The organism is Secundilactobacillus silagincola, assembly GCF_002583405.1.
Lineage (GTDB): Bacteria > Bacillota > Bacilli > Lactobacillales > Lactobacillaceae > Secundilactobacillus > Secundilactobacillus silagincola.
Genome location: NZ_BCMJ01000008.1, coordinates 41,184 through 67,669, shown reverse-complemented (window position 1 = coordinate 67,669; position 26,486 = coordinate 41,184). Strand labels below are relative to the sequence as shown.

General features: G+C 43.5%; 23 protein-coding genes and 1 tRNA gene. 16 read left to right on the top strand and 8 right to left on the bottom strand.

Going from position 1 to position 26,486, the window contains the following annotated elements; genetic code table 11:
• Nucleotides 1-150: 150 nt before the first annotated feature.
• Both CES82_RS09560 and CES82_RS09555 read right to left on the bottom strand, forming a co-directional pair.
• A tRNA-Arg gene (locus tag CES82_RS09560) sits at nucleotides 151-223 on the bottom strand.
• 57 nt (nucleotides 224-280) lie between these two features.
• Complete coding sequence (locus tag CES82_RS09555; RefSeq protein WP_098825753.1) at nucleotides 281-733, bottom strand: universal stress protein; 453 nt, start codon at nucleotides 731-733, stop codon at nucleotides 281-283.
• A 194-nt stretch (nucleotides 734-927) separates the two neighbouring features.
• Between CES82_RS09555 and CES82_RS09550 the strand changes: the two genes are divergently transcribed.
• On the top strand, nucleotides 928-1,401 hold the full coding sequence (locus tag CES82_RS09550) for a hypothetical protein (protein WP_098825751.1): 474 nt from the start codon (nucleotides 928-930) through the stop codon (nucleotides 1,399-1,401).
• A 57-nt stretch (nucleotides 1,402-1,458) separates the two neighbouring features.
• On the opposite strand, the gene CES82_RS09545 is transcribed toward CES82_RS09550, so the two are convergent.
• The gene (locus CES82_RS09545) at nucleotides 1,459-1,863 is read right to left on the bottom strand and encodes a GtrA family protein (RefSeq protein WP_098825749.1); all 405 of its coding nucleotides are present in this window, start codon (nucleotides 1,861-1,863) and stop codon (nucleotides 1,459-1,461) included.
• 15 nt (nucleotides 1,864-1,878) lie between these two features.
• Nucleotides 1,879-2,820, bottom strand: coding sequence for a glycosyltransferase family 2 protein (locus tag CES82_RS09540; RefSeq protein ID WP_098825747.1), 942 nt, complete (start codon nucleotides 2,818-2,820; stop codon nucleotides 1,879-1,881).
• Between the two features lie 221 nt (nucleotides 2,821-3,041).
• Between CES82_RS09540 and wecB the strand changes: the two genes are divergently transcribed.
• Entirely contained in the window at nucleotides 3,042-4,163 is a 1,122-nt protein-coding gene (wecB, locus tag CES82_RS09535) for a non-hydrolyzing UDP-N-acetylglucosamine 2-epimerase (RefSeq protein ID WP_098825745.1), read from the top strand.
• A 10-nt stretch (nucleotides 4,164-4,173) separates the two neighbouring features.
• The gene (locus CES82_RS09530) at nucleotides 4,174-5,130 is read left to right on the top strand and encodes a YihY/virulence factor BrkB family protein (protein ID WP_098825743.1); all 957 of its coding nucleotides are present in this window, start codon (nucleotides 4,174-4,176) and stop codon (nucleotides 5,128-5,130) included.
• Here CES82_RS09530 and CES82_RS09525 read toward each other — a convergent pair whose 3' ends face one another.
• The gene (locus tag CES82_RS09525) at nucleotides 5,131-5,577 is read right to left on the bottom strand and encodes a flavodoxin (RefSeq protein ID WP_098825742.1); all 447 of its coding nucleotides are present in this window, start codon (nucleotides 5,575-5,577) and stop codon (nucleotides 5,131-5,133) included.
• Nucleotides 5,578-5,647: 70 nt separating this feature from the next.
• On the opposite strand from CES82_RS09525, the gene recX reads away from it, so the two are divergent.
• From recX to CES82_RS09490, 7 genes are all read left to right on the top strand, one after another.
• Nucleotides 5,648-6,472, top strand: a complete 825-nt coding sequence (recX, locus tag CES82_RS09520; protein WP_225364889.1) for a recombination regulator RecX — start codon at nucleotides 5,648-5,650, stop codon at nucleotides 6,470-6,472.
• A gap of 93 nt (nucleotides 6,473-6,565) precedes the next feature.
• Nucleotides 6,566-7,114, top strand: a complete 549-nt coding sequence (gene ntdP, locus CES82_RS09515; protein WP_098825740.1) for a nucleoside tri-diphosphate phosphatase — start codon at nucleotides 6,566-6,568, stop codon at nucleotides 7,112-7,114.
• Nucleotides 7,115-7,198: 84 nt separating this feature from the next.
• Complete coding sequence (locus CES82_RS09510; RefSeq protein ID WP_098825738.1) at nucleotides 7,199-8,350, top strand: AI-2E family transporter; 1,152 nt, start codon at nucleotides 7,199-7,201, stop codon at nucleotides 8,348-8,350.
• A 119-nt stretch (nucleotides 8,351-8,469) separates the two neighbouring features.
• Nucleotides 8,470-8,880 carry a glycerol-3-phosphate cytidylyltransferase gene (gene tagD, locus CES82_RS09505; RefSeq protein WP_098825736.1) on the top strand — a complete coding sequence of 137 codons (411 nt, stop codon included), beginning with the start codon at nucleotides 8,470-8,472 and terminating at the stop codon, nucleotides 8,878-8,880.
• 79 nt (nucleotides 8,881-8,959) lie between these two features.
• Nucleotides 8,960-9,796, top strand: a complete 837-nt coding sequence (locus tag CES82_RS09500; protein ID WP_098825735.1) for a hypothetical protein — start codon at nucleotides 8,960-8,962, stop codon at nucleotides 9,794-9,796.
• A gap of 15 nt (nucleotides 9,797-9,811) precedes the next feature.
• Nucleotides 9,812-11,836 (top strand): CDP-glycerol glycerophosphotransferase family protein, encoded by a 2,025-nt coding sequence (locus tag CES82_RS09495; RefSeq protein WP_098825733.1) that lies wholly within the window; start codon nucleotides 9,812-9,814, stop codon nucleotides 11,834-11,836.
• A 26-nt stretch (nucleotides 11,837-11,862) separates the two neighbouring features.
• Nucleotides 11,863-13,431: a peptide chain release factor 3 gene (locus CES82_RS09490; RefSeq protein WP_098825827.1), complete on the top strand. Its 1,569-nt coding sequence runs from the start codon at nucleotides 11,863-11,865 to the stop codon at nucleotides 13,429-13,431.
• 71 nt (nucleotides 13,432-13,502) lie between these two features.
• Here CES82_RS09490 and CES82_RS09485 read toward each other — a convergent pair whose 3' ends face one another.
• Nucleotides 13,503-14,852 carry an FAD-dependent oxidoreductase gene (locus CES82_RS09485; protein ID WP_098825731.1) on the bottom strand — a complete coding sequence of 450 codons (1,350 nt, stop codon included), beginning with the start codon at nucleotides 14,850-14,852 and terminating at the stop codon, nucleotides 13,503-13,505.
• A 175-nt stretch (nucleotides 14,853-15,027) separates the two neighbouring features.
• Here CES82_RS09485 and CES82_RS09480 point away from each other — a divergent pair, with 175 nt between their 5' ends.
• Complete coding sequence (locus CES82_RS09480) at nucleotides 15,028-16,449, top strand: C69 family dipeptidase (protein ID WP_098825729.1); 1,422 nt, start codon at nucleotides 15,028-15,030, stop codon at nucleotides 16,447-16,449.
• Between the two features lie 363 nt (nucleotides 16,450-16,812).
• Nucleotides 16,813-19,452, top strand: coding sequence for a cation-translocating P-type ATPase (locus CES82_RS09475; RefSeq protein WP_180245723.1), 2,640 nt, complete (start codon nucleotides 16,813-16,815; stop codon nucleotides 19,450-19,452).
• A gap of 53 nt (nucleotides 19,453-19,505) precedes the next feature.
• Here the strand turns inward: CES82_RS09475 and CES82_RS09470 are convergent, their stop codons facing one another.
• Both CES82_RS09470 and CES82_RS09465 read right to left on the bottom strand, forming a co-directional pair.
• Nucleotides 19,506-20,600 (bottom strand): MucBP domain-containing protein, encoded by a 1,095-nt coding sequence (locus tag CES82_RS09470; protein ID WP_098825725.1) that lies wholly within the window; start codon nucleotides 20,598-20,600, stop codon nucleotides 19,506-19,508.
• 143 nt (nucleotides 20,601-20,743) lie between these two features.
• Nucleotides 20,744-22,996, bottom strand: coding sequence for an ATP-dependent Clp protease ATP-binding subunit (locus CES82_RS09465; protein ID WP_098825723.1), 2,253 nt, complete (start codon nucleotides 22,994-22,996; stop codon nucleotides 20,744-20,746).
• A gap of 329 nt (nucleotides 22,997-23,325) precedes the next feature.
• On the opposite strand from CES82_RS09465, the gene ykzS reads away from it, so the two are divergent.
• From ykzS to CES82_RS09445, 4 genes are all read left to right on the top strand, one after another.
• Entirely contained in the window at nucleotides 23,326-23,517 is a 192-nt protein-coding gene (gene ykzS, locus CES82_RS09460) for a protein YkzS (RefSeq protein ID WP_098825721.1), read from the top strand.
• Between the two features lie 170 nt (nucleotides 23,518-23,687).
• Nucleotides 23,688-23,954, top strand: a complete 267-nt coding sequence (locus CES82_RS09455; RefSeq protein WP_098825719.1) for a phosphocarrier protein HPr — start codon at nucleotides 23,688-23,690, stop codon at nucleotides 23,952-23,954.
• Between the two features lie 304 nt (nucleotides 23,955-24,258).
• On the top strand, nucleotides 24,259-25,437 hold the full coding sequence (locus CES82_RS09450) for a glycosyltransferase family 4 protein (RefSeq protein ID WP_098825717.1): 1,179 nt from the start codon (nucleotides 24,259-24,261) through the stop codon (nucleotides 25,435-25,437).
• Nucleotides 25,438-25,466: 29 nt separating this feature from the next.
• Nucleotides 25,467-26,486 (top strand): glycosyltransferase family 4 protein, encoded by a 1,020-nt coding sequence (locus CES82_RS09445; RefSeq protein WP_098825715.1) that lies wholly within the window; start codon nucleotides 25,467-25,469, stop codon nucleotides 26,484-26,486.

The window sequence follows — 26,486 nt, the reverse complement described above, 5'->3', positions numbered from 1 at the left end:
TAATTATATCATAATTGAACTATTGCTTAAAATACGCTGAGACGTAGACGGAATATTATTTTTAGCCGTTTTTCGTCATTTAAGAGAAATAAAAAATCCTTCTACATCAATGATTAAGAAGGATTTAGAATGAATCAGATATTAAAATAATGACCCCACCCGGACTCGAACCGGGATCAGCCGCTTAGGAGGCGGGTGCCCTATCCAGTTGTGCTATGGGGCCAAAAAGCACACTGAATATCTTCTCATGGATTGGAGTTGTTGTAAAGGCTAGTTATTATTAGCTATTTGTGGGCTCGGCGATAACCAGCACGTTGGTCAGGGCGTTACGAACCACTGCAGCCGTGGTAGAACCAACCAGCAAGCGATCAATGGCATCAGTACCCGATTTGCCCATCACAATTAAATCAACGTCATGCGTTTCTGGGTATTCGACGGCAATGACTTGTTTAGGACTGCCATGGAGAACTTCAGTCTTAGGGGTGACACCGGCATCTTCAGCCAGTTTTTGACCTTCAGCCAGAATCGCGGTTGCACGTTCGTTCAATTCTTTATAATAACCGCCAGTATTCGCAATACCCGTTCCCGTAACTGTATAAATCAAGCGTTTATCGTCTGCAACGTTTACAATGGTCAGCTCAGCGTTGAATTGCTTAACCAATTTTAGTGCTTCAGACAACGCTAATTTAGAATTATGACTACCATCAAGTGGTACAACAATGTGATTGTACATACTATCAGCTCTCTTTCGATAATTATTAGCTCACCATCATTGTGAAGCATTTTGAAAGTGGTTTCAAGTCTTTTATGCCTTGTTTTGTCACGTGGATTTTAACTCATAATATTGGGTGACGTTAGTGTCAAACCGCTTTCTCAGTTCACTAAATTATGATATAGTTTTTTTGACAGAAAAACGAGGGATGTACTTTGGATAAATTAGATTTTTATAAACGCCACATCGAAAATTCACTGATCGACATTATGAATACCCGTGCTCAGGATAATAATTTCGAGCGGCAATGGCTTCAACTGCATATTCCCAATCGGGATCTGCAATATGCCATCTCGCAATTATCGACCCTGAGCCTGAAACTTTTGCAACAAGTAGTGGACTTGGCACCGGTGTCTGAAGATCAATTGGTTGAGGCTATGGATCTGAGTTTTGGGGTGATTGCCAAAAATATGAATAAACTTTCGCGGTTGGGCTTTGTCACCAAATCAGCGCCAGAACAGCGTAAGGCAGTTTATCAGCCAACTAAAGTCGGTACGAAGGTGGTTACTGTTCAAAATCAGCTGAACGAACTGCTGGATAAACAGCATCAGGAATTAGTTGATCGGTATACGCCTGATCAGTTGAGTTTGATTGCAACGTTTCTGCAAGATTTGCAACACAGCCATTAATGCAGACGTAAAAACAACCTGAGTAACCAGTCAAAGGACTGATTGCTCAGGTTGTTTTTATTTTTTAAAGATAATCCACTTTGAGAAGAAGTAGTTCAGAATCACCACGATCACGTTATCAATAATTTTAACAATTAGAGGATTTCCTGAAAGCAGTGAGATTCCCACATACATGATCAACTGATCCACCGCCAGTGAAAGCAGGCGGAAGAAAAAGAAGGTCGCTGTTTCCCATAAGAAGGTCTTCCAAGCCATCGACTTGGAGTTGAAGACCCATAACTTATTAGTGATGAAGGCGAAAATTACGGAAGCTAGCCAAGCCAGCACGTTCGCAATTTGATAATTCATGGAATGGTTCAGCCAGTCAAACACGCCAATGTTGATCAAAGTGGTTAACCCACCGAAAAATAAATAGCTGATTACTGACTCGTATTTTTTAAATAATTGCCATAAGGTATGCATATTAGTTTCCTTGTTCTACTTTTTTTCTTGCACGATATACTTTGGCCGGTGTTTGGTTTCGAGGTATATTTTACCGATATACTCGCCCAAAATTCCCAAACTGAATAGCTGAATACCACCAAGTAACAGGATAATGGAAACCATTGATGGCCAGCCAGCAACCGCGTCACCCACCATGAGTGCGCGCACGATAACGAAAATAAAACCGCAGACTGCTAAAACACAAGAAATACCACCAACCCAGGTAGCAATCTTTAGTGGTGCATCCGAAAAGTCAACGATCCCATCGATCGCGTAGTTGACTAATTGCATAAATGACCAGTGTGAGGTACCAGCTGCGCGGGGCTGGCTTTCGTATTTAAGGTAGGTTGTGTTAAAACCGACCCAAGCAAAAATCCCCTTAGAGAACCGGTTATATTCGGGTAACGAAGTGATCGTATCAACCATTTCACGGGTCATCAAACGATAATCACGCGCGTTAGGTTCGATCTGAACCTGCGAAATGGCATCGATCACGTGGTAGAATTTGGTGGATAGATAGGCACGAATCCGGCCTTGTCCGCGACGTTCTTCTTGAATCGTGCCGACACAATCGTAACCGTCATTTTCAATCAAATCGATCATTTTTGGCAGTAATTCGGGCGGATCTTGTAAATCAACGTCCATTACGGCAATTAAATCGCCAGTTGAGGCATCTAGTCCGCAAGCAAGAGCGGATTCTTTCCCAAAATTGCGGGAGAACGATAAATAATGAACAGTATCAGGATGTTGCTTTTGTAATTCCTTTAAAATTGGCAAAGTTTTGTCGCTAGAGCCATCGTTAACAAATAAATATTCTGGCTGATAGCGCTCAGATGTTTCGTTGATGGTGTCAAATACTTTAGCGACAGCATCATAAAAAATGTTGATCGATTCCTGTTCGTTATAACAGGGCACAATCAGGCTGAGGGTACGCATAGATATCCAACCTTCCCTTCTTAGGCTTAAATTCTATCATAAGGCAAATAGGTGTAATAACAAAGTTAAAAAAGATTAATTTTCTGTGAATAATGTGTTTAGCGTGTAAAATTGTGTAGAATTGTATCTCTAGAACAAGGGTTCTGGTACAATTATAGGCGTTGATTCAATTCAAAATTGAGACTGAATGAAACCTAAATTCATCACCTGGGAGTATTAAAATGACGAAACCAATTAAAGTAATGACAGTTTTTGGTACCCGGCCAGAGGCCATTAAGATGGCACCAATAGTATTAAGGATGCAACAAGATTCAACCCATTTTACACCTATTACGGTTGTGACGGCCCAGCATAGGGAGATGTTAGACCAAGTTTTAAACATTTTTAAAATTACACCGGATTATGACCTGAATATTATGAAACCAAACCAAACGTTGGCACAGATCACCAGTCGGGTTTTGATTCACTTAGATAGCGTCATCGATGAAGTCAGGCCAGACATCATCTTGGTTCACGGGGACACGACAACGACTTTTGCTGCCAGCGTCAGCGCTTTTTATCATCAGGTGCCATTGGGGCACGTTGAAGCCGGTTTACGAACTTGGGACAAGTATTCACCTTATCCTGAGGAAATGAACCGTCAGCTGACCGATATTTTGAGTGATTACTACTTTGCGCCAACGTCTCTGAGTCGGGAAAATTTGCTGAAACAAAATCACCCAGATGACCGTATCTTTATTACTGGTAACACGGCGATCGATGCGCTCCAGCAAACGGTTGATGAAAACTATCACCACGCCGTACTGGACCAGATTGACGATCAGCACCGTATTATTTTGCTGACCATGCATCGTCGTGAAAATCAGGGGGAACCCATGCAACGGGTTTTCCGCGCCATCCGTAAAGTAGTGGCTGCTCATCCGGACGTCGAATTGGTTTACCCAGTCCATTTGAGCCCAGCTGTTCAAAAAATTGCCAAGGCGGAACTTGGTGATACTGAACGGATTCATTTGATTGAGCCTCTGGACGTAGTGGATTTCCACAATCTAGCAGCCCGTAGCTACTTAATTATGACGGATTCTGGTGGGGTACAGGAAGAGGCACCTTCACTGGGTAAACCAGTATTAGTTCTCAGAGACGAAACGGAGCGCCCTGAAGGTGTTCAAGCAGGAACGTTAAAGTTAGTGGGTACTGATTCCGAGGTAGTGACTGAGGCAATGGAAACCTTGCTTACGGATACTCAGGCTTACCGACAGATGGCTGATGCCAAGAATCCGTACGGTGATGGTCATGCTTCAGAACGAATCTTAAAAGTTATCGAAGAACATCAGCAACAACTGTGAGGTTAAGATCATGCAAACTGGATTTAAAGGCTTTGTAAAGCTGCTTATACGGCGCTTTTCCAATGCAAATGTCAACGATTCAGCAGCGGTATTGTCGTATTATACGCTTTTATCTATTTTCCCGATTTTACTGATTGCTGGGAACTTGATTGCTTTTTTGCACTTTAATACCAACAGTGTGCTGCGGTACATCGAACCGGTATTGCCAGAGCCAGTATTTCAAACGTTGGCACCGATTATTCGTTCCTTCCTGGAACAGGGCAGTACGGGGACGCTGTCGTTAGGGATTGTTGTGACGATTTGGTCGGCAGGACGCGCTGTATCAGCTTTTCAGCGCAGTATTAATTTGGCGTACGGGATTGAACAGCCCAACGCCATTATTAGTCGGTTTTTTTCCTTTATTTTGATATTACTAGCCATTATTTCAATCGTCATCATTGCCATTTTATTTAGTTTAAGTGAGTGGCTTGGCAGCTATTTAAAGCCGTGGTTTAATCTTTCCAACCATTTCACGGACTTTGTTGGCAGCTTACGATGGCCGATATCCTTTCTATTTATTTTCTTACTGAGTGGCCTGCTATACATGGTGGTACCGTCAGCGAAGGTAAAGTTACGCTACGTCTGGATTGGGGCGTTTGTGACAACTGTTGGCTGGTTACTACTGGCACAAGGGTTTTCAATTTATATTCGTTATTTTGCCCGCAATATTACTGGTTATCAGACCATTGGAACGTTTATTATCCTACTGATTTGGATGAATATCTCCGGTTTCATTCTGTTAGCTGGCGGTGTGATTAATGCTAGTGTGCAAGAATGGCGGCAGGGTGAAATCGAAGAGCTTGATATCATGCAGAACATCGTGGATCAGGCACGAACCACTCACCATAAACGGCAGAATAAACGGCAAACAAAAAGAAGGTTGGCTTCAAACGGGAAAAAGAAGCGGCCTTCCAACAAGAAAAAATAATTATTTTGCTTGATCGACTAACTTTTGAGCGAAGGCGTCTAAAGTTTCAATATCATCGTCTTCAGGTTCCAAGTTAATTTTGACGTTGTCTGCACCTTGAGTTGCGCCAGCAGCTTTGAGTTTTTTACCGAAAGCATCCACGGCAACGCAGAAGTCATCACCGTAAAAGGTGTCACCAGAGCCTGCTACACCGTAAACTTTACCGGACAAGTCGACATCGTCCAGATCGTCGTAGAAGTCCATCCCTTCTTCAGGCAGTTCGCCTTCATCATAAGTGTACGGACAAACCACGCAGATATCGACATCTTCAAACGAATCAGCATCCGTTTGCGAAATTTCAGACTCCGTGACGTCAACACCTAATTGTTCTAATTTTTCAGTAATAATATCGGCAATATCTTCGTTATTCCCGGTGATGGTTGCAAACACAACGTGTGCAGTTGCCATTAAAGTCGCCCCTATTCTTAAGTATGAATTACTTTCAGTATAGCAAAATCGCGAGGGAGTGTGAAATGACTTGACAGATGAATCGTCACCTAAGTTGCAAATTACCAAAATTGAGGCCCAACAGCGGGCTGGTCGTTATAACATTTATGTGAATGGTCGTTATGCTTTTCCAGTTAGTGAAGATGTGCTGATTCGCTATCGATTATTAAAGGGGACTGAACTTACCGATGAACTGATTGCTACCTTGCAGTCAGCGGATGATCAATCCAAAGCTTATGAATTAGCGCTGAACTATTTATCCTACCAGCAGCGGACAGAAAAAGAATTGAGCGACTATTTAGTTAAAAAAGAGGTGCCGGAGACTACGATTGCTCCCGTCATGGCACGTTTAATAGACGATAAGCTGCTCGATGACAGTCACTATGCCCACAGTTATGTACGAACCATGAAGCGAACTAGCGACAAGGGACCAAGCGTAATTCGGCGGCAGTTAAAACAGCGTGGCGTGAAAGACGAACTGATTGATAATGCCTTAGCTGAAGACTACCAGCCCGAAGAACAGCTAGATCGACTTTACGAACTAGTTGAAAAGTTAAAGCGGCAATACCAAAAACTGACCCCTAAAATTCAGCGGCAAAAAGTCCAACAGCGATTGGTTGAGAAGGGGTTTTCCTTTGATCTAGTGGGTCAAGCACTGGCTGAAACCAGTTTTGAAATGGATAGTGAAACTGAGCTGGATCTGCTATCGGTACAAGCAGAAAAGCTTTGGCGCAGATACCATAGCAAGCCTGAACGGGAACGGCAGATGAAACTTCGGCAGGCTTTATACCGGAAAGGTTTCGATGGTGATTTGATTGCCAAGTGGCTTGAACAAAAGATTGAAGAAGAGGCCTAGAGAGTTTAGCCATTGTTTTGAGGAATTGGGTTTGCTATAATGATAAGCGAATTTAATTAATCATACCCGACACTTTGGAAAGTAGGGTTTAATATGGCGCGCGAAGCTAGAGGACCTAAAGAAGGCGACTTCATTACGATCAAAAGCTATAAGCACGACGGAAGTTTGCATCGAACTTGGCGCGATACGATGGTACTTAAAACAAGCGAAAATGCCCTGATTGGCTGCAATGACCATACATTGGTGATTGAAGACGATGGGCGACGATGGGTCACTCGTGAACCAGCAATTGTTTTTTTTCATAAGCACTATTGGTTTAATGTTGTCGCAATGATTCGGGATAATGGGGTTTCTTACTATTGCAATCTTGCAACACCCTATGTCTTAGATAAGGAAGCATTAAAGTATATAGATTATGATTTAGATGTGAAGGTTTTTCCTGATGGAGAAAAACGGTTGCTTGATATTGACGAGTACGAGATGTTCAGTCGTCGCTGGCAGTATCCGCCTGAAATTGACAAGATTTTGAAAGCGAACGTTTTGATTTTGGTCGACTGGATCAATAATCGTAAGGGTCCGTTCTCGAAAGAATACGTTGATCTATGGTACTCACGCTATCTCGAGCTTTCCCGTCACAAGTAATGGGGCTGCTTAAATCAAAGCGAGGTTAGCTGAACAAGCTGACCTCGCTTTTTGAATATGTAATATAAGAAAGGGGGTATTCGGATGTTCAATCAAATACAGCGGTCTAAGTTACTCTTTTGGTCACTGGAAATTCTCATTGTGGCTACTTTAATTTGGGTCTGTACCAAATTGGGCTTTCTGTTTGCTCCCATTGGGACTTTTTTTAGAACTATTTTTATGCCGATCCTACTCGCCGGAATTCTTTATTACATGCTGAATCCAATCGTTAAGCTGCTGCAAAAGGTCAAAATTGGCCGTTTCCGTCTTAACCGAACGTGGTCGGTTGCCGTTTTGTTCTTAGCGTTGTTTGGCATTTTAGCTGGTGGGTTATTCTGGTTAGTACCAAAGCTGATTCAACAAGTTGCCACCTTGGTTAATAACGTGCCCCACATCGTGCAACTTATCCAGGACATGCTGAATGGTTTGAATCGACGTTTAAGTCAGTACGACTGGTTAAAAAACGTGGATTTTAAATCCTATGCTGCGCAGTTGGAACACGGTCTGTCCAATTACGCGAAAACCTTTATGACGGGGTTAACTAACAGTGTTGGTACCGTGATTGGCATGGCGACCAGTGTGACGATTTTAGCGGTGACCGTGCCAGTGATGCTGTTTTATATGTTGAAGGACGGTCAAAAATTGATGCCTGCTTTGAGACGGATGTTGCCTAATAAACACGCTGATCAAACGATGGATATTTTGACGCAAATGAGTCAGACACTATCTCGCTATATCGGCGGACAAGTGATTGAATGCTTGTTTGTTATGACGTTTACCTCCATCGGTTTTAGTCTAGTGGGACTTAAGTACGGTTTACTACTTGGTATTTTTGCTGGTATGTGCAACATTATTCCGTACGTTGGACCCTATATTGGTGTTTTGCCTGCTGTCATCGTTGCCATTGGCTCTGGTTTAGTTGAAGTGATCTCAGTATTGGTCGTCACCGTTATCGTTCAGCAGGTTGATGGTAATCTGGTCTATCCCAACGTAATTGGCCGTACGCTCAAAATTCATCCGCTGACGATTATTGTTATTTTGATGGTTGCTGGCAATATTGCCGGTTTGATGGGCATGATCTTAGGGGTGCCACTATACGCTGTGGTCAAAGTGATCGTCGAAAACATTTACCATATTTGGCAGCTGCAAAGCGAACGTCGGGATGAAAGTTCAGGACAACCGCCATCCGGAACTTAAACGTTTAGTTAAATCAAGCGATAATTCGTTGAAGGCCTGTTGGGTTGTGTTAGAATTTATGATATTATAGTCGAGTTAGGATACAGTGATTTAAATTCATAGTTAAGCAGGAGATTTAAATGAAAAAAGTAATTACGTATGGCACCTTTGATTTATTGCATAAGGGACATGTACGACTCTTAAAGCGGGCAGCAGCTCTTGGTGATCATTTAACAGTATGTTTATCATCAGACGAGTTTAATGCGGTTAAAGGTAAAAAAGCATATACATCATATGAAGATCGTAAATATATTCTAGAAGCTATCCGGTATGTGGATGAAGTCATTCCCGAAAAAAATTGGGATCAAAAGATCAAAGACGTTCAAGAAAACGACATTGATATCTTTGTTATGGGCGATGACTGGAAGGGTAAGTTTGATTTCTTGAAAGACTATTGTCAAGTAATTTACTTACCTCGGACAGAGGGCATTTCAACCACTAAAATCAAGGAAGATTTGGGCCTTAAAGCCGGAGTTGACTGGAAAGAATAATCAGTTGAATGTAACGACAAATATCCCCAGTTGCGACTAGGGATATTTTATTGCAATTTAAAGTGAGGTTAATGCCGTAATGAAACAAGCAATATTTTTGGTGACGTCTTTAGCCGGCTTAAAGAAGCTGACGTTTAAACAAAAAGTGAAGTCGCTAATGAACGATCAGGTTCAGGTCACCATTCTTTTAGCGATGATTCAGTTTGACGATTACGAAATCGCCCGTCGTTTGGTTCAGTCAATTTTTAAAGCAAAACGGCTGGCCCAGCTTAACGTGGTGTCGTTGGCAGATTTAGTGGCAGATGAAGCGGGTGTGGACGTTGCTGAGTCGGAGCAGTTCAAAGCTGACTTCGAAGACTTACCACTTCATCGCTTTGAAGCCACCAACGCGCTGGAGAGACCAACAGTCCGCTACGTAAAAGATGGTGAAATTGTTGCCGAAGTGAAAGAAGACGGCAATCAGCAGCCACTACTAAAAATGCGTTACGCTGACCATCAGCCCATTTCTGCTGCCGTGTACGAAGCAGGTAACCAGTTTGGACTCTTAACTTACCGTGATGGCAAATTAGCTCAGGCACTATTGCTGAATCAACAAGGGCAAGTGGTTTACCGATTTATCCGGCACGCTCGGACCGTCAACTTTGCCTATACTATGGGACGGACTTCGAAGTTAAAGTTTACCGAATTAATTTCTGAAGAAGACGATGAGCACCGTGTCATCTATCGTGATTCAGAAGAACAATTATCCTATGAAGTGGTGGGCTATCAAAACTACGACCGGTTCGATAGCGTTTACTCTTTTTACGCCAATTTGTTGGAGAAAATTGTTCCCGCTGATTCTGGTTTATTTATTGATCTCAATGATAATCCCGAATTGACCCCATATTTACCGCAACAGTTGATTTTTAATTACTAAGGAGGGTCGTTAGTCGTGCGTGCAATATTATCAGGTTTACACCAAAAAAAGAAAAATCAAGAATTAGAATTTGAATTAATTGATGTTCCCGGCTCTCTGGATAATTTGAGAGTCATGCTCTTAGAAACGAATAGTTTAGCTTCAGTAACGGTTCCCGTTCCACGGGTGGTGGACAATAACTTAATTCGAATCCAAATCGATCCCGATCAGCTGCAGTTTGAAGCCTTTGGTCAAAGTGAGTTTGCTTGGCAATTATTCTTGGCGTTTGATACTGCAGATGAACAGGTTATTTTACAGATTGAATCCGAATATCTGAGTGACCGTCACCAGTTATCGCTAACCAGTTATTATCAAGTTAACTCGGATGCTGAGGGAATGGCGATTTTTAACATTCATACTCAGCAACCCGAGGATGAATTCACGATAAATTCTGTCAACTTAACGGAGGATGCCCTTAATATTACCGGTTATAATCGGATTAATGGGCAGCCAATCAAGGACCAAAAGATCATTTTAAAAACTCGGGAATCAGGTGCGCACTTAGCTTACCCAACTGCGGCAGGCTCATTAAAGACCCTGTTTACAGCTAGCGTTCCATTGACTGATTTACCATCAAACTCGATTGAAGATTTGTTCGTCCAATACACGGTTGGTACCCAGCAAATTGAACAGCGGGTGATTCTGGCACGTTCACTTGAAGGACAGATGACACAGTCCGTTTTACCAGGTGGCCGGATGGTTTTAATTGAGAAAAATATCAATAACGGGATCGTCATCAAAGAATTTCCGGCACCTTCACTTGGTGAAAAGGTTGCGGCACTACCACAAAAATTACAGGCAGTGGCCAACCTTGGCCGGACGATCCAAGATAAGGTCAATCTGCAGCGCATGCGCTGGTTATTCAAGTCTGGACATCGGCCGTATGAGCAACCGACCATTATCTTTGAAAGTTTTGGTGGTCGACAAGTTAGTGATAGTCCGTATGCCATTTACCGATTATTTACGGAACTTTATCCTGGTTTTACTTTCGTTTGGTCAATCGACCGTTCGTTGAAGAAATTCTGTAAACAAAACCAGATTCCCTACGTTGTTCGGCGAACTTCCAAATGGGTACGGGCACTGGAAAAGAGTTCTTACTGGATCAGTAATGCGCGGTTCCCAGCTTGGGTGAAGAAGCCGTCTTACGTGACTTATATTCAAACTTGGCACGGTACGCCGTTAAAGAAACTAGGTCTGGATATTGAAAATGTGTCTATGCCTGGGACGACGACCAGTAAGTATCACGATAATTTTGTGAAGGAAGCCAATCGCTGGGATGCGTTAGTTTCACCCAATGATTATTCAACTCAGATCTTCCGTTCAGCTTTCGGCTTTAATAATCAGATCTTGAAGGTTGGTTATCCTCGAAATGATGAGTTAATCAATACCGAACCGGATGAGATTACTGCCTTGAAGGAATCAATGGGCATTCCATTGGACAAAAAAGTGGTTCTGTATGCACCTACGTATCGGGATAATCAATTCGCTGAAAAGGGTAAGTATACCTTTGAACTGCCATTTAGTTTAGATGATTTCAAGAAACAGTTCGGTGAAGATACCGTTTTGATCTTACGGATGCATTATTTGATTGCTAACGCCATGGATATTAGTGACTATACGGATTTCGTTTATGATTTCTCGAGCCATCCTAATATTTCTGACTTATACTTAGTGTCAGATATGCTGATCACTGACTACTCCTCAGTTTTCTTCGATTATGCCTACTTGAAGCGGCCAATCCTCTTCTATCCGTACGATTATCACTTGTACAAGGATGAATTACGCGGTTTCTACCTGGATTACGAAAAAGATCTGCCAGGACAAATCGCCAATAACGAAAAAGAGTTGCTTTCCGGCATTGCCGATGGACTCAAACACCCTGATATGAGTGAAGATCCGAAGTTTATGAAATTTTATAACCGTTTCTGTTCCATTGATGATGGTCTAAGTTCACTGAAAGTGGTTAACTACGTGGTACATCAGATTGAAAAGAACGGTTAATGCCAATTCTGGAAAGGAATAGTGCTATGACATTATCACAAGACGTGGCAAACAGGCGCACGTTTGCCATTATCTCTCACCCTGATGCGGGTAAGACGACCATTACCGAACAACTATTACTGTTCGGTGGTGTTGTGCGTCAAGCTGGGACGGTTAAGGCTAAAAAAAGTGGCAATTTTGCTAAATCAGACTGGATGGAAATCGAACAAAAACGTGGGATTTCCGTTACCAGTTCAGTAATGCAGTTTGACTACGAAGGCAAACGAATCAACATTTTGGATACCCCTGGACATGAGGATTTTTCTGAAGATACTTACCGGACTTTAATGGCGGTGGACTCTGCCGTCATGGTGATTGATTCGGCTAAAGGGATCGAACCACAAACTAAAAAGCTCTTTAAGATTTGTAAAATGCGTGGGATCCCGATCTTTACCTTCATGAACAAATTGGATCGTGATAGTCGCGACCCAATGGATCTGATTGCAGAACTTGAAGAAGTGCTGGGTATTGAAGGTTATCCTATGAACTGGCCCATTGGTATGGGGAAGGAACTGAAGGGCCTTTACGACCGTTATCATAATCGGGTCGCTTTATTCCGACCTGAAAGCGATGGCACGACCTACTTACCATTAGATGAAAATGGTGATATTGACGATTCAGAACCACTGAAAAGCAATTCGTGGTATGAAGATGCCCGTGAAAACATGGAATTAATTGAAGATGCCGGCAATCAGTTCGATGAAGCTAAAATTGCCAGTGGTGATCAAACCCCTGTCTTCTTCGGGTCAGCTCTTGCTAACTTTGGGGTCAAAACTTTCTTGGAAACCTACCTGAAGTTTGCTCCTCAACCAGCAGCTCACCGGACTGAGGAGGGCGATGACGTAGAACCAACGGACAAGGAATTCTCTGGCTTTGTCTTTAAGATTCAAGCTAACATGGATCCCAAACACCGTGATCGGATCGCCTTTGTGCGGGTTTGTTCCGGTTTGTTCCAACGTGGGATGGACGTCACATTAGGGCGTACGGGTAAGACCATGCGGCTTTCAAACGTGACGCAGTTCATGGCTGATACCCGTGAGAATGTGGAAACGGCGGTTGCTGGAGACATTATTGGTCTTTACGATACCGGAAATTACCAAATCGGTGATACCGTTTATACGGGTAAGAAGAAACTGCAGTTCGAGAAGTTACCGCAGTTTACGCCTGAACTATTTGTGCGGGTAACGGCTAAGAACGTCATGAAGCAAAAGTCATTCCATAAGGGGATTTCGCAGTTGGTTCAAGAAGGTGCCATTCAGCTATACACTTCTTACACAACTGGTGACTATATCCTTGGTGCTGTTGGACAACTGCAGTTTGAAGTCTTTCAGTTCCGGATGAAAAACGAATATAATTCTGACGTTGTGATGGAACCCATGGGCCATAAAATTGCCCGCTGGATCGATCCAGAACAGTTGGATGAACGCATGTCTTCCAGCCGAAATTTGCTGGTGAAAGATTTAGCGGGAGAGCCGCTGTTCTTGTTTGAAAACCAGTTTGCAGAGCGCTGGTTCACCGACAAATATCCAGACGTTAAGTTAACATCGAAACTGTAATAGAAAATATAAAAAAATCCTGATGTTCAGCCGTTTCGCTGAGTATCAGGATTTTTTGATTTACATGATGATTAAGCTTTTACCGTGGTTAATTTTTCTTGAGCAGCTTGACCCAGAATGTTTAGGTAGTTAAATGGCCGGTCGAAGTTGGGTTGGAATAACATGTCGACCATTGCGAGGTCATCAATGGTGTTGTGATTTTGGATGCAAACGGATAGTAAGTTTGCAGATTGTGAAATATCGTATTTACTCATCAGAGCACCACCGAGAATTTCACGGGTGTCCGGATTAAAGACCAAGGACATGGTGACAGGAAGGGTAGTTGGCATGAATTCTGGCCGGTAGTTATCCGTAATAATGACCTGCTCAGCGTTAATGCCTTGGGCCTTCGCAGCTTCATAGGTTAATCCCGTTGAGCAAAGCGAGGTACCGTAGAGAGCCAAGCCAGATGATGATTGTGTTCCCATGTATTTCACCGTTGGTTTAACGATGTTTTTTCCAACCAGGATTCCTTGACGAACCGCGTTGGTTGCTAATGGAATGTAAGCATTCTTACCCGTTGGATTGTAGTGCACCGCTGCACTATCGCCGGCAGCAAAAATATCCGGGTCACTGGTTTGCATGTAGTCGTTGGTTAGAATGGCACCATTTTTGGCCATGTCTACTTTGCCTGCTAATAGGTCGGTGTTTGGCCGGAAACCAATGCATAAAACTGCAAGATCAACGTCGATGGCTTCTTTATCCGTGGTGATCGTGACACCATCAGCGGTTGTTTCAAACCCCTGAACTTTTTGACTCAAGGCTAACTGAACGTTGTGTGCACGGTATTCATCTTCGATTTTATCGGTAAACGCACTATCAAAATATTTTGGCATAACGCGATCTTGAGCATCAATCAATGTGACATCATGCCCCTTGAGTGAATAGGCTTCAGCTAGTTCAGCACCAATGTAGCCGGCACCAATAACGGCGATTCGCTTAGCATTTTCTGCTTTTTGGAAAAGCGTTTGAGCATGAGCCCAGTTTTTGCACAGCAGTACCTTATCGCTATCAATACCGGGAATTGGTGGGATGATAGGCCAAGAGCCCGATGTCATCACTAATTTATCATATGAGCTGGTGGTGACTTCGTGGGTTGCCAGGTCCTCCACGGTAATGGTGTGTGCCTGATTATCAATAGCTGTTACGTTGTGTCTCATCAAAACTGTTGCCCCGAGTTTTGATAATTCATCTGGATTTGAATAGAAAAGTCCTTGTGGATCCTTCACTTGTCCGCCTAAGTAAAGCGCAATCCCGCAAGATAGAAACGAAATCACATCGTTTTTTTCGTAAACTGTTACCTCAGCATCAGGATTCTCCGCTAAAATTTGTTTTGTTGCAAACGTACCTGCATGGGTACAACCAATCACTGCGACCTTCATCAAAATGTCCTCCTATGTTAAAACATTTAATTAAGTATAGTTGTTCACAATTGTATTTTACACGAGAGAAAGTGGTTGTCAATAGTTTCACAAGAAAAAAGAAATCGCTTACAGTGTTTTCGAATAATTAAATTGCGATATACTAATAGCAGACAAAATTTAAAGGAGAATTTCCATGACACATCTTTCAGCTTGTACCTCAGTTTTAGTTGGTAAGAACGCGTCAATTGACGGTTCCGTCATGATTGCTAGAAATGACGATACGTTTTTGCCGTTAACGCCGCAACGTTTTTACATGCATCAACCAGAAGAAAATGAAGGCAAAATTTTACAATCGACCCAAAACGGGTTTGAAGCACCACTCCCTAAGAACGCGGTTCGCTATCAGGCGACGCCAAACGTAGAGGTCGATAAGGTTGGCCTTTATGAGGAGAGTGGTATCAATGCTCACAACGTTGCCATGAGCGCTACGGAAAGTGTGTATGGTAATCCTAACGCGCTAGCTTTTGACCCGTTAGTTGCTGACGGCATGGCTGAAGATACCATGCAGACGATGGTATTACCAGTGATCACTAGCGCTCGTAACGGTGTTAAGGTACTGGGCGATTTAATTAAACAGTATGGTTCGCCAGAAGGTAACGGTGTCTTGTTCGCTGATAAGGATGAAGCTTGGTATATGGAAATCGTGACGGGTCATCACTGGGTTGCCCAACGCGTCCCAGACGATGCTTTTGTGATTACTGCTAATCAAGTCGCCATTCAATCGGTGGATTTTGATGATTCCGATAATTTTATGTACTCTGATGGTATTCAAGACTTTGTGTCCGAGCATCATTTAAATCCTGATCAATCTGACTGGAACTTTCGTCATATTTTCGGTACCAGTACGGAGAAAGATCGTCATTACAACACACCACGCGTTTGGTACGGTCAACGTTATTTGATGCCAGACGTTGAACAGTCACCAACTTCATCAGAGCTACCATTTATTTGCCATGCCAACCGTAAAATCAGCGTGGCGGATATTAGCTTTATTCTGGGGTCACATTACAACGAGACGGACTATGATCCGTTAGGAAATGGCCCTGAGAAACTGAAGACCAAGTTTCGGCCCATTTCTATGAACCGGACGCAAAATTCTCACGTGCTGCAGTTAAGAAATAACGTGCCTGAAGCACAATCAGCCATCATGTGGCTTTGTCTGGGCGTACCAGCCTTTAGTCCTTACGTGCCATTCTTTGCCAACGCTAACGATACGGATCCTTCCTACGTGAACACCCCTGTGCACGCTGACCAAGAAAGTGCCTATTGGATGTATCGCAAGTTATCTGTGTTGGTTGAATCACGGTACGCAGAATTTGTGCAGGACGACCGCGATTATCTAACAGCTAGTCAAGAATTGTTTACACAGCATATTGGGAAGACCGATGAAGTCGCCAGCAAACTGTCCGGTGAAGAATTGACAACGTATCTTACCCAGCAAAACTATCTAATTGTTTCTGAGATGAAGGCCAGAACGACTAAGTTAATGAATGATTTGTTTGAACATGGTTTGGAACTGTCTAAGTTAACGTTTAACATGGACGTTAATTTGTAGAAATTATCCTTATCTAAACAAGCTGTGACAAAACTCGGTAGATTCCAGAATTTAACGCAAATAATGCCTATTCCGTGCTTTTTGCGGAATAGGCATTATTTGCGTTAAATGGCCGGAATTTGAGTTTTGTTGCGTAATTAGGCTATATTTCTGTATAGCTCCAAGGCACAGTAAAAACTAATTCTGGCCAAAAATTAATTGAGATACTTACCAATATAGATTTATAGCACAACCTCTTTTTAAATTCATGAAGAATTCTAATACTAATCATAATTAATTCATGGTATCTCGGCAGCGCATTCTGTACACTAAAAGTAGATATAGACTGGCTAGCGCCCATAGAAAGGACTGCTGACTATGACAATGACGAATGCTGAGAGGAACCGTCAAGAACTGGAGACGGTACTTAAAACTAATTTGACCAGTGGGCTGACTGAAGTCCAGGTGACACAGCGACAAGATGATGGTCGCAACGTGTTGCAGGAAGAAAAGCCGCCAACACTTATTCAAAAGATTTGGCGCCATTTGTCTGATGTGGCGTCACTGGTGCTATTATTTGCGGTGGCGTTGTCGACGTATCTGGCTGTTGCAGCAGACGGTGGCTGGACGAAAACCATTGTGATTGGTAGTATTCTAGTGATCAACGTGCTGATTGGCATGTATCAAGAACATAGTGCCGAAAAATCCTTAGCCGCCTTAAAAAAGATGAACGTCCATGAAGTGACCGTGATGCGTGATGGCCAACAACAGGTTATCGATGCCGCTGATCTGGTCGTTGGCGACGTGGTTATACTGTCAGGGGGAAATCAGATCCCCGCAGACGGTCGATTAGTTGAAGCAACCGATTTACGAATCGATGAGGCTATTTTGACTGGAGAAAGTGAACCGGTTAAGAAAACGGCGGAACCGGTGGCAGAAGCAGCTGAAATCGGTGATCGCGTCAATGAAGCTTTTTCCGGGACGGGTGTGACGCAGGGAACCGGTCAGATGGTAGTCACTGCTATTGGAATGAATACGGCCATCGGTAGTATTGCAGGTATGCTGAACCGGACAAAGACACGAACAACGCCATTACAAAAACGGTTGAATCAGCTTTCTAGTCGGCTGACGGCAGTTGCAGTCGTAGGTGGTATTATTATTACCATTTTAGGTCTCTTTTTCCAGGGTGATACGCTAACGGATGCTTTGATGATCGGGGTTTCGCTGGCCGTGGCAGCAGTGCCGGAAACCTTGCCGATCATCGTGACCATTAGTTTGTCTCACGGGGTCGGAGCAATGGCTAAGCAGCACGCCATTATGCGTCGGGTAGATGCCGTTGAAACGATTGGTGGCGTAAACGTGATTGCCTCCGACAAGACGGGGACGTTGACCCAAAATCAGATGACGGTCACACAGGTCTGGTCGGTTTTTGATTCGGAACCAACAACGGTGGGTAATGGTCCGCTTCAAGAGCAGACCAAAACGCTGATGCAGTTAATGGGACTGGCGACCAATGCCACCCGTGAAAAAGTGAACGATGAATGGGTGGAAATTGGTGATTCCACTGAGTTAGCCATTGTTCGCTGGTTGGCGGCCGAAGGATTAACCCGAGCCGACTTTGAGCGTGATGCGCTTCGAGTGGCTGAAGACCCCTTTAATTCAACGAAGAAAACTATGGCGACGCTTCATCAATTACCGGATGGCAGGGCATTACTGATCGTGAAGGGGGCAATTGATCGCTTACCGCTTAAACAATCAGCTAGTGAGCAAGCCAAAATGAACCAGATTCACGACCGTTTTGCCCACAATGCACTGCGAGTACTGGCAGTAGGGTACAAGTACTTTGATACCATGCCTAATACACCGATTGAAGACCTACAGCATGATTTAATTTTTGCCGGGTTGATTGGGATGATCGATCCGCCAAGAGAAACGGCAATCGCCGCGGTAGCACAAGCTGCGGAAGCGGGGATCCGAACCGTGATGATCACGGGTGATCATCTGGAAACCGCGAAAGCCATTGCCAAACAAATCGGTATTTTACGTGCCGGTGACCAGGTCATAACGGGTGCGGCATTGCGGGAGCTCACGGATCAGCAGCTCACTGAACAGATTGAAGCCATCAGTGTTTATGCGCGGGTGTCACCCGAAGATAAGATTCGAATCGTTAAAGCTTGGCAGCAACAGGGTGCGACGGTGGCTATGACCGGTGATGGGGTCAATGATGCACCTGCGTTGAAGGCCGCTGATGTAGGTGTTGCCATGGGCATTACCGGGACTGAAGTGTCCAAGAACGCCAGTGATATGATTTTGACGGATGACAATTTTGAAACCATTGTTGCCGCAGTATCTACGGGTCGAGCGGTTTATCAAAATATTTTAAAAGCGGTTGAATTCTTGATCGGTGTTAACTTCGCTCAGATTTTCCTGATGATTTTCGCGGTAGGTATTGGCTGGGGCGCACCGCTGATTGCGGAACAGCTGTTGCTGATCAACGTATTGGCGGATGGAATTCCAGGGTTCTATCTTAGTCGTGAACCAGCCGAAGTACGAAACATGAAACGACCGCCAATCAGCAGAAAGACTAGCATTTTTGCGGATGGTTTAGGTCAGCGGGTAGCTGTTCGAACCACAACGTTTATCATTTTGACTTTGGGGGTATACAGTTTAGGTCGCTTCGGACTTGCTAATAATGACCCTGCCGTTGGGATGACTATGCTGTTCTTCACTCTGGCACTGGGTTCCATGATTGATATTTATCCGATCAAGCAGCGTTCTCCCTTATCATGGCAGGGGATTCGCCGCAATCCAGCTTTGAATGCTGGCGTACTACTGGCAGCCAGTTTTGTTGCTTGTACAGCAATCTTCCCGTGGTTGCGGGATGCGTTCCAGTTAACCGCTTTGCCGGCAATTAATTGGCTAGTTATCCTCATCGCCATCTTCATTCCGAGCTGCGTGCTTGAAATTAACAAGCGGGTGAAACTGATTAAAGTTAAATCACCAATGGTTTTAGATGAAGAGTAACTAAATACACCACGGTGTCAGTATTGGCTGGCATCGTGGTGTATTTTATACCATTATAATTTAACGTACTGAGCTCGAATGACCGTATCATCGGCCATTCGGTACCATTTAAGCTGATGAATATCCGTATATTCACCGGTAATTTGAACCCTCGTACCATCGGCAATCAACTTTACTGCTTGACCGTTTGGCCGATCGTAAGTGTGTAACGAGCGACCGGCAACAAAATCGATGACGGCAACTTGTTTAACTGGTGTAAAGGTTAGGGGCTTACGGTGAGCGATTTGTTGATTTTCTGGCCGGTCAGTCTGAGTAATGTTTTTGCCGTTGATCCATTGTGGACCACCCAAATTGAACCAGGTTTCACCGTTTTGAGTATTAACCCGAATAAAGGCGCGCCAAACTGAATTTTTCGGAAATTCGTAACGATACGGGTCACCATCGGGTTGATTTAAAATCCGCGTACTCTCCAGTAATTTAACAAAGATACTGATGCGTTGAACAGCCATCCAGCTATTACGACGTAGCATGACAATGATCGTCTGTGCCTGGTCAGTAAAATGTCCAGTTAGCGAACGGCTGGCCTTAATCAAATGAAAGCCGTCGATGACTGCTGTGCTAAAGGCGAAAGGTTGATTGACAGCGCCAGTTTGGATAACCGGTGGCGCAATCATTTCCCGAGTGTCGTAGTCAACGGAATACATGATAACTGGGTGACCTAATTTTTTCGTGTACTGCAGTGTCATGATGCGGTATGGACTGGCAAATACGGTAGTAAAACCAATGATGTGAAACAGTAGATAATTATCAATATGGCGAGGACTAAAGTGGATTTTTTCACCCAACTGACCGTTGAGCCACTGTGGTTTTGCCAGTGACTGATTCTGATCATCCAGATACAAAACCAGCATCACTGCGGATGCCGGTTGAGTTTCAACGGTTTTTTCGGAAGTTACTTTCGTAGCGGAATCTAATTTTGAAGTTTTAGTTTCAGGGCTGGCTTGAATCGTCAACTGACGAGCTGGTTTAATACCGGCATGTCTGTTTCGTATACCAGTTTTTTCTGTTGGAACGATTTTTCTCCGGTGAGAGGGGGTTCGTGGTCGATTTTTAGTCATTAATTTTCGTAGTCGATCAAAAAAAGCCATGCGGATCCCCCTCTCACTGTAACGTTACCTCTAGTATACCCCAACTATTAGGCTGCGGAAACGGTTTCGCGGAGATATTAGTTGCTGAGAATACAAAAAGAGCTCGGCTACCACATAAATGATAGTCGGGCTCTCATCATACATTACTTCTTAGTCTTGTTTTCACTAGTTGCAGGTGCAGCCGGTGATTCTTCAGCAAGCGTAATGTCACCATTTTCAATCTTAGCGACTAAGTTCTTAACGTCATTGTGCTCCAAGTAGAAGTCCGCAATCCGGTCTTCTATTTGTTCCTGAATCACACGCCGTAATGGACGGGCCCCCATAGCAGGATCGTAACCCAGTTCCACAAGTTTCGCTTCAACCGGTTCAGTGACGTGAATGTGCAAACCTTGGTTGGCAAGCATGCCATTGACATCAGTGATCATGAGGTCAACGATCTTCATCAAGTTCTCCTTAGTAAGGGAGTTGAATTCGATAATGTCGTCAAATCGGTTCAAGAATTCAGGTTTGAAGTAGTTAGTTAATTGATCGAGAACGGAGTGGGTCTTGCCAGAAACTTCAGCACCAAACCCAACGCTGGCTTCGGCGTCACCAGAACCTGCATTAGAGGTCATGATGATGATCGTATCCTTAAAGGAAACGGTCCGGCCTTGTGAATCAGTCAAGCGCCCATCATCCAAAATCTGCAGGAACATGTGCATAACGTCTGGGTGGGCTTTCTCAACTTCGTCCAGCAAAATCAAGCTGTAAGGGTGGCGACGAACCTGTTCAGTTAATTGACCAGCTTCTTCGTACCCAACATAGCCAGGAGGTGAACCAATCAGCTTAGCCACTGAATGCGGCTCCATGTACTCAGACATGTCAAACCGAATCATGGCCTCGGTTGAACCAAATAGTTCACGAGCGAGTTGCTTAGCTAATTCAGTTTTACCAACACCGGTAGGGCCAACGAACAGAAATGAACCAATTGGCCGGCCAGTACCATTGAGACCGATTCGGTTACGCCGAATGGCACGTGATACTTTATCTACGGCATCGTCTTGACCAATCACGTGATCTTTCAATGAGCTTCCTAAGTCACGCAACTGCTGCTGTTCCTTGTTTTGAAGTTCACCGACTGGAATGCCGGTCTTCTCTTCAACAATTTGCTGCATGTCTTCTTCAGTAACTTGCGGTTCATCATCGGAAGAAGTGGTACCGGTCTGTGACTTTTTAGCGTCTTCAAGTTTGTTAACTTGATCGCGGTAATAAGCGGCTTTTTCGTAATCTTCCTGTTTCAAAGCGGCTTGTTTCTGATCTTCAGCCGACTTAATCTTATCATCGATGGTCTTTGGATCAACAACGTTAATGGTTAAGTTCTTCTTGGAACCTGATTCATCAAGCAGGTCGATCGCCTTATCAGGTAAGAAACGGTCTTGGATGTAACGGTCGGATAATTTGACCGCTGCTTCTAGGGCACCGTCCGTATAGTGGACGTGGTGATAATCTTCGTACTTCTTTTGGATACCCTTTAAAATCTTAACGGCTTCCTCAGGAGATGGTTCGTTTACAGTAACAGGCTGCAAACGACGAGCCAGTGCTTGATCCTTTTCAATATCACGGTATTCATTTAAAGTTGTCGCACCGACTAACTGGAATTCGCCACGAGCAAGGGCTGGTTTTAAGACGTTACCAGCGTCCATGCCGCCCTCAGCGTTACCAGCACCCACGATTTCGTGGATTTCGTCAATAAAGAGGATCACGTTAGGATTATCGGTAACTTCCTTCATTAACTGTTGCATCCGTTGCTCAAATTGACCACGGATACCAGTTCCTTGGACAAGGGAAACCACGTCAAAACGAATAATCTTCTTGTTTTGCAGTTTCTGCGGAACGTCGCCGGAAACGATTTTTTGAGCTAACCCTTCAACTACCGCCGTTTTACCAACACCGGCTTCACCGATTAAAACGGGATTGTTCTTCGTTCGTCGATTTAAAATTTCGATAACGCGAGAAATTTCACGATCACGGCCAATGACGGGGTCGATCTTGCCTTCACTCGCTAATTGGGTGAGGTCTAACCCGTATTGTCCTAGTAGGCCACCGTTGCCGTTACCATTTTGGCCACCACCGTTACGGGGACCGCTTGGTTGGGTAGGCGGTACCTGTTGCTGATAGCCTTGAGGATTGCCATTAGGGTTACCGCCCTGCATGGCGCGGAAAATATCATCTAGGTTACCAAAACCAAATGGATCTTGTGCCATTTGTGCGCCTCCATTTCCAGGATTAGAGTTATTCTGCTGATTTTTAAGAAGTTGATAGCAATTTTGACAAAGATCAACTTGCTGTCGCTGACCATTCACATTCAGGTACAAATGAATCGTCGCTTCACGTTGATGACAATTCTGACACAGCATATCTTGACTCCTCTCTTATTAAAGTAGTCAAGTCAGTCACTGATCAAATGTTTGACCAATCTTGACCTTTAAACACATTATACAATATTCAAGTGGTTTCGCAAGTCATTTGCTCGCACTTATCAGTTAAAATTAGCACCATCACTACTCGAGTGCTAACTCAAGTAATGTTTTACTTCATTTTGGCAGATGTTGCAAGCAGTTTGACTGAATAATCGGTATTTTCTAGGTAAATAAGTCGTTTATCCATGCTGTGATAACGGACTTCTGACTGGAAGTTATGGTACAATGTATTGAATTAAATTTTTCGTGCTGTGGAGGTGACGGTTTTGGCTGAAGACTATGCCAATTTGATGGCGCAACTCAAATCGGGTGAATTAGATGAATTTACAGTTGAACCAGCAGATTTCATGGCGTTTCAAACAGCCTACATGCAGTTTGAGTCGCGTAAACGGATTGTGGGTAAAGCTGAGAAAAACGGTAAGATCATTTATCACTATGACCATGACCAAACACAGTAAATAGACAATGTAAGCGGTTGATTATTTTCCCCAACTGCTTGTATTTTCTTGAATAAATTGATACTCTTAGAGTAAAGGTGTTTTTCTATTTATTTCATAAAAGATGTAGTTATGAAACTAATGAAAAATAGCCCAATTTGTTTCTAGCAGATAAAGGAGATCGATATATTATGGAAAAGCGCAACTTTCGGATTACCGCAGAAGCTGGTATTCATGCCCGTCCTGCAACCTTGTTAGTACAAGCAGCCAGCAAGTTTAACTCAGACATTAACTTAGAGTATGATGGGAAGTCTATCAACTTGAAGTCCATCATGGGTGTTATGTCATTAGGTGTTGGTCAAAACACCGATGTTACCATCTCTGCTGATGGCGACGATGAGACTGAAGCTATGGAAGAAGTCGCTAAGACGATGAAGGCTGAAGGCCTTACTGACTAAGGGACTCGCAATTATACTTACTGATCAATAATGGCTTGCCGCAATTTGGCAAGCTAATGACATCAATTACGGTTCACTCGGAATATTTTATTTCTGGTGAGCCGTTTTTATGTTTAAATTAAGAAACGTCAAAGTGGCTTGCACCTTAGTGGGTGATAAGTTATCGTTATTAATTGAATAAACGCATTCATGCAAGGCTGAAACCGTTGACCAAATGTGGTTTTCTATTCTTGCAATCAACATACCTAACCAATATAATTATCAACAACAAGAAGACGGATTTAATGATAGGGGGGATTTTGTCGTGAACATAGGGTTATTTACTGACACATACTTCCCTCAAGTGAGTGGTGTGGCAACTTCAATCAAAACACTACGGCATGAGCTGGAAAAACAAGGGCATCAGGTGTATATCTTTACCACAACTGATCCACACGTGGAGAAGGATGTTTACGAACGCAACATCTTTCGTTTTCCCAGTGTGCCATTCGTTTCATTTACCGATCGGCGAATCGCTTTTCGGGGCCTTTTGCATGCCTATCAGCTGGCTAAAGAGTTGAATTTGGACATTGTCCACACCCAGACTGAGTTTTCCATGGGCATGATCGGTAAGTTTGTTGCCCGAGCGATGAAAATCCCGTGTATCCACACGTATCACACCATGTATGAGGACTATTTGCACTACGTTGCTAACGGTAAGATTTTGAAGCCAGTGCACGTTAAGCAGATGACGTTAGCTTTCTGCAGCCATTTAGATGGTGTCGTTGCGCCTAGTGAACGGGTAATCGATAAACTCAGCGATTACGGTGTTAAAGCGCCAATTCGAGTGATTCCGACTGGGATCGATTTGGAACAGTATGAGCCGGACGAAAACGAACTTAATGTCCGGGAAAAGTACCATATTCCGGCTGACGCACCCATGATGTTATCGTTAAGCCGAGTGGCGTATGAGAAAAATATCAAAGAGATTGTCGATGGTTTCGCTACCATTTTAGAAACGATTCCCAACGCGTATTTGATGATCGTCGGTGACGGTCCCGCTAAGGAAGACCTTGAGCAGCAAAGCCATGATCTTGGGTTGGATGACCATGTCATTTTTACCGGTGAGATTAATAATAATGAAGTTTCGGCCTTTTATCATGCCACTAATTTGTTTGTTTCGGCTTCTGATTCAGAATCACAGGGGCTGACCTACATTGAAGCTTTAGCCTCTGATAAAAAAATTGTGGTTAAAAGCAGCCCTTATACGGATGACCTGTTGCAGGATCCAGAATTAGGTGCAACTTTTAAGACGCATAATGAAATGATTGAGAAGATGATTTATTATCTTAAGCATGATAAAATTGCTGATCATACCGTTTTAAATCAAACTTTAAAGCAGGTCTCAAGCGAAACATTTGGTGAACAAATCGTTGCCTTTTACCGTGATGCTCAGCTTAACTATGAAGAGGCTCACGAAAGTTCAGCGGACGTTGGTAATTAAGAATAATGAAATAAGAAACGGAGCTATGTATGTTAAATATCACAATGTTTTCGGCGGCAGATTCAGTTAAAGGTCAGGGTGTGGGCAGTGTCTACACGGAGTTGGTTCGATTGTTGAGAACTCGTGAAGCTGACCAGATTACACTTAAAATCAATAAATATGGTCGCTGTGACATCAGCCATTATCATACAGTTAACTTTCCGTATTACTTGTCGACTTTTATGCCTGGACGGGGGCGTAAAGTCGGCTTTGTACATTTTCTGCCCGAAACGTTGGAAGGTAGTTTGAAGTTACCTAAAATTGCGAAGGCCGTTTTTTATCGTTATGTGATTGCGTTTTATAAACGGATGGATCAGTTAGTGGTGGTCAATCCGTCGTTTATTCCTAAGCTGGAAGCGTATGGCATCAGTAAAGATAAGGTGACTTACATTCCTAATTTTGTTAGTGCGGAAGAGTTTCACCCTGCCGATGATCAGCAACGGCAGACACTGCGAAAACAGTACGGCTACCCTGATAAATTTACCATTTTGGGTTCGGGACAGGTTCAGGTTCGTAAGGGCGTTTTTGATTTTATCGAATTAGCAAAACGGCATCCCGAAATCCAGTTTATCTGGACCGGGGGATTTTCTTTTGGTCGCATTACTGATGGGTATGAGAAACTGAAGCAGGTAGTGGATAATCCGCCTGCCAATTTGAGTTTCCCAGGTATTATTGATCGCGACAAGTTGGTGGATTACTACAACATGGCAGATTTATTTTTACTGCCATCTTATAACGAGCTATTCCCAATGTCCGTACTGGAGGCGTTTAGTACCCATACTCCCGTGTTGCTCCGGGATTTAGATTTATATCATGCCATCATCGAGGGGGACTATGCCGCGGCTAAAGACGTGGAGGAAATGGATCAAATCATTTCTAATCTTAGTTCAAACTCAGATGCCCTTCTGGCGCTTGAAAAGAAAGCCGAACAGGGTGCAGACTACTACTCAGAGGAACGATTAGCCAAAATCTGGCTGCAATTCTATACTGAACAGGCAAAAAGAGGATAG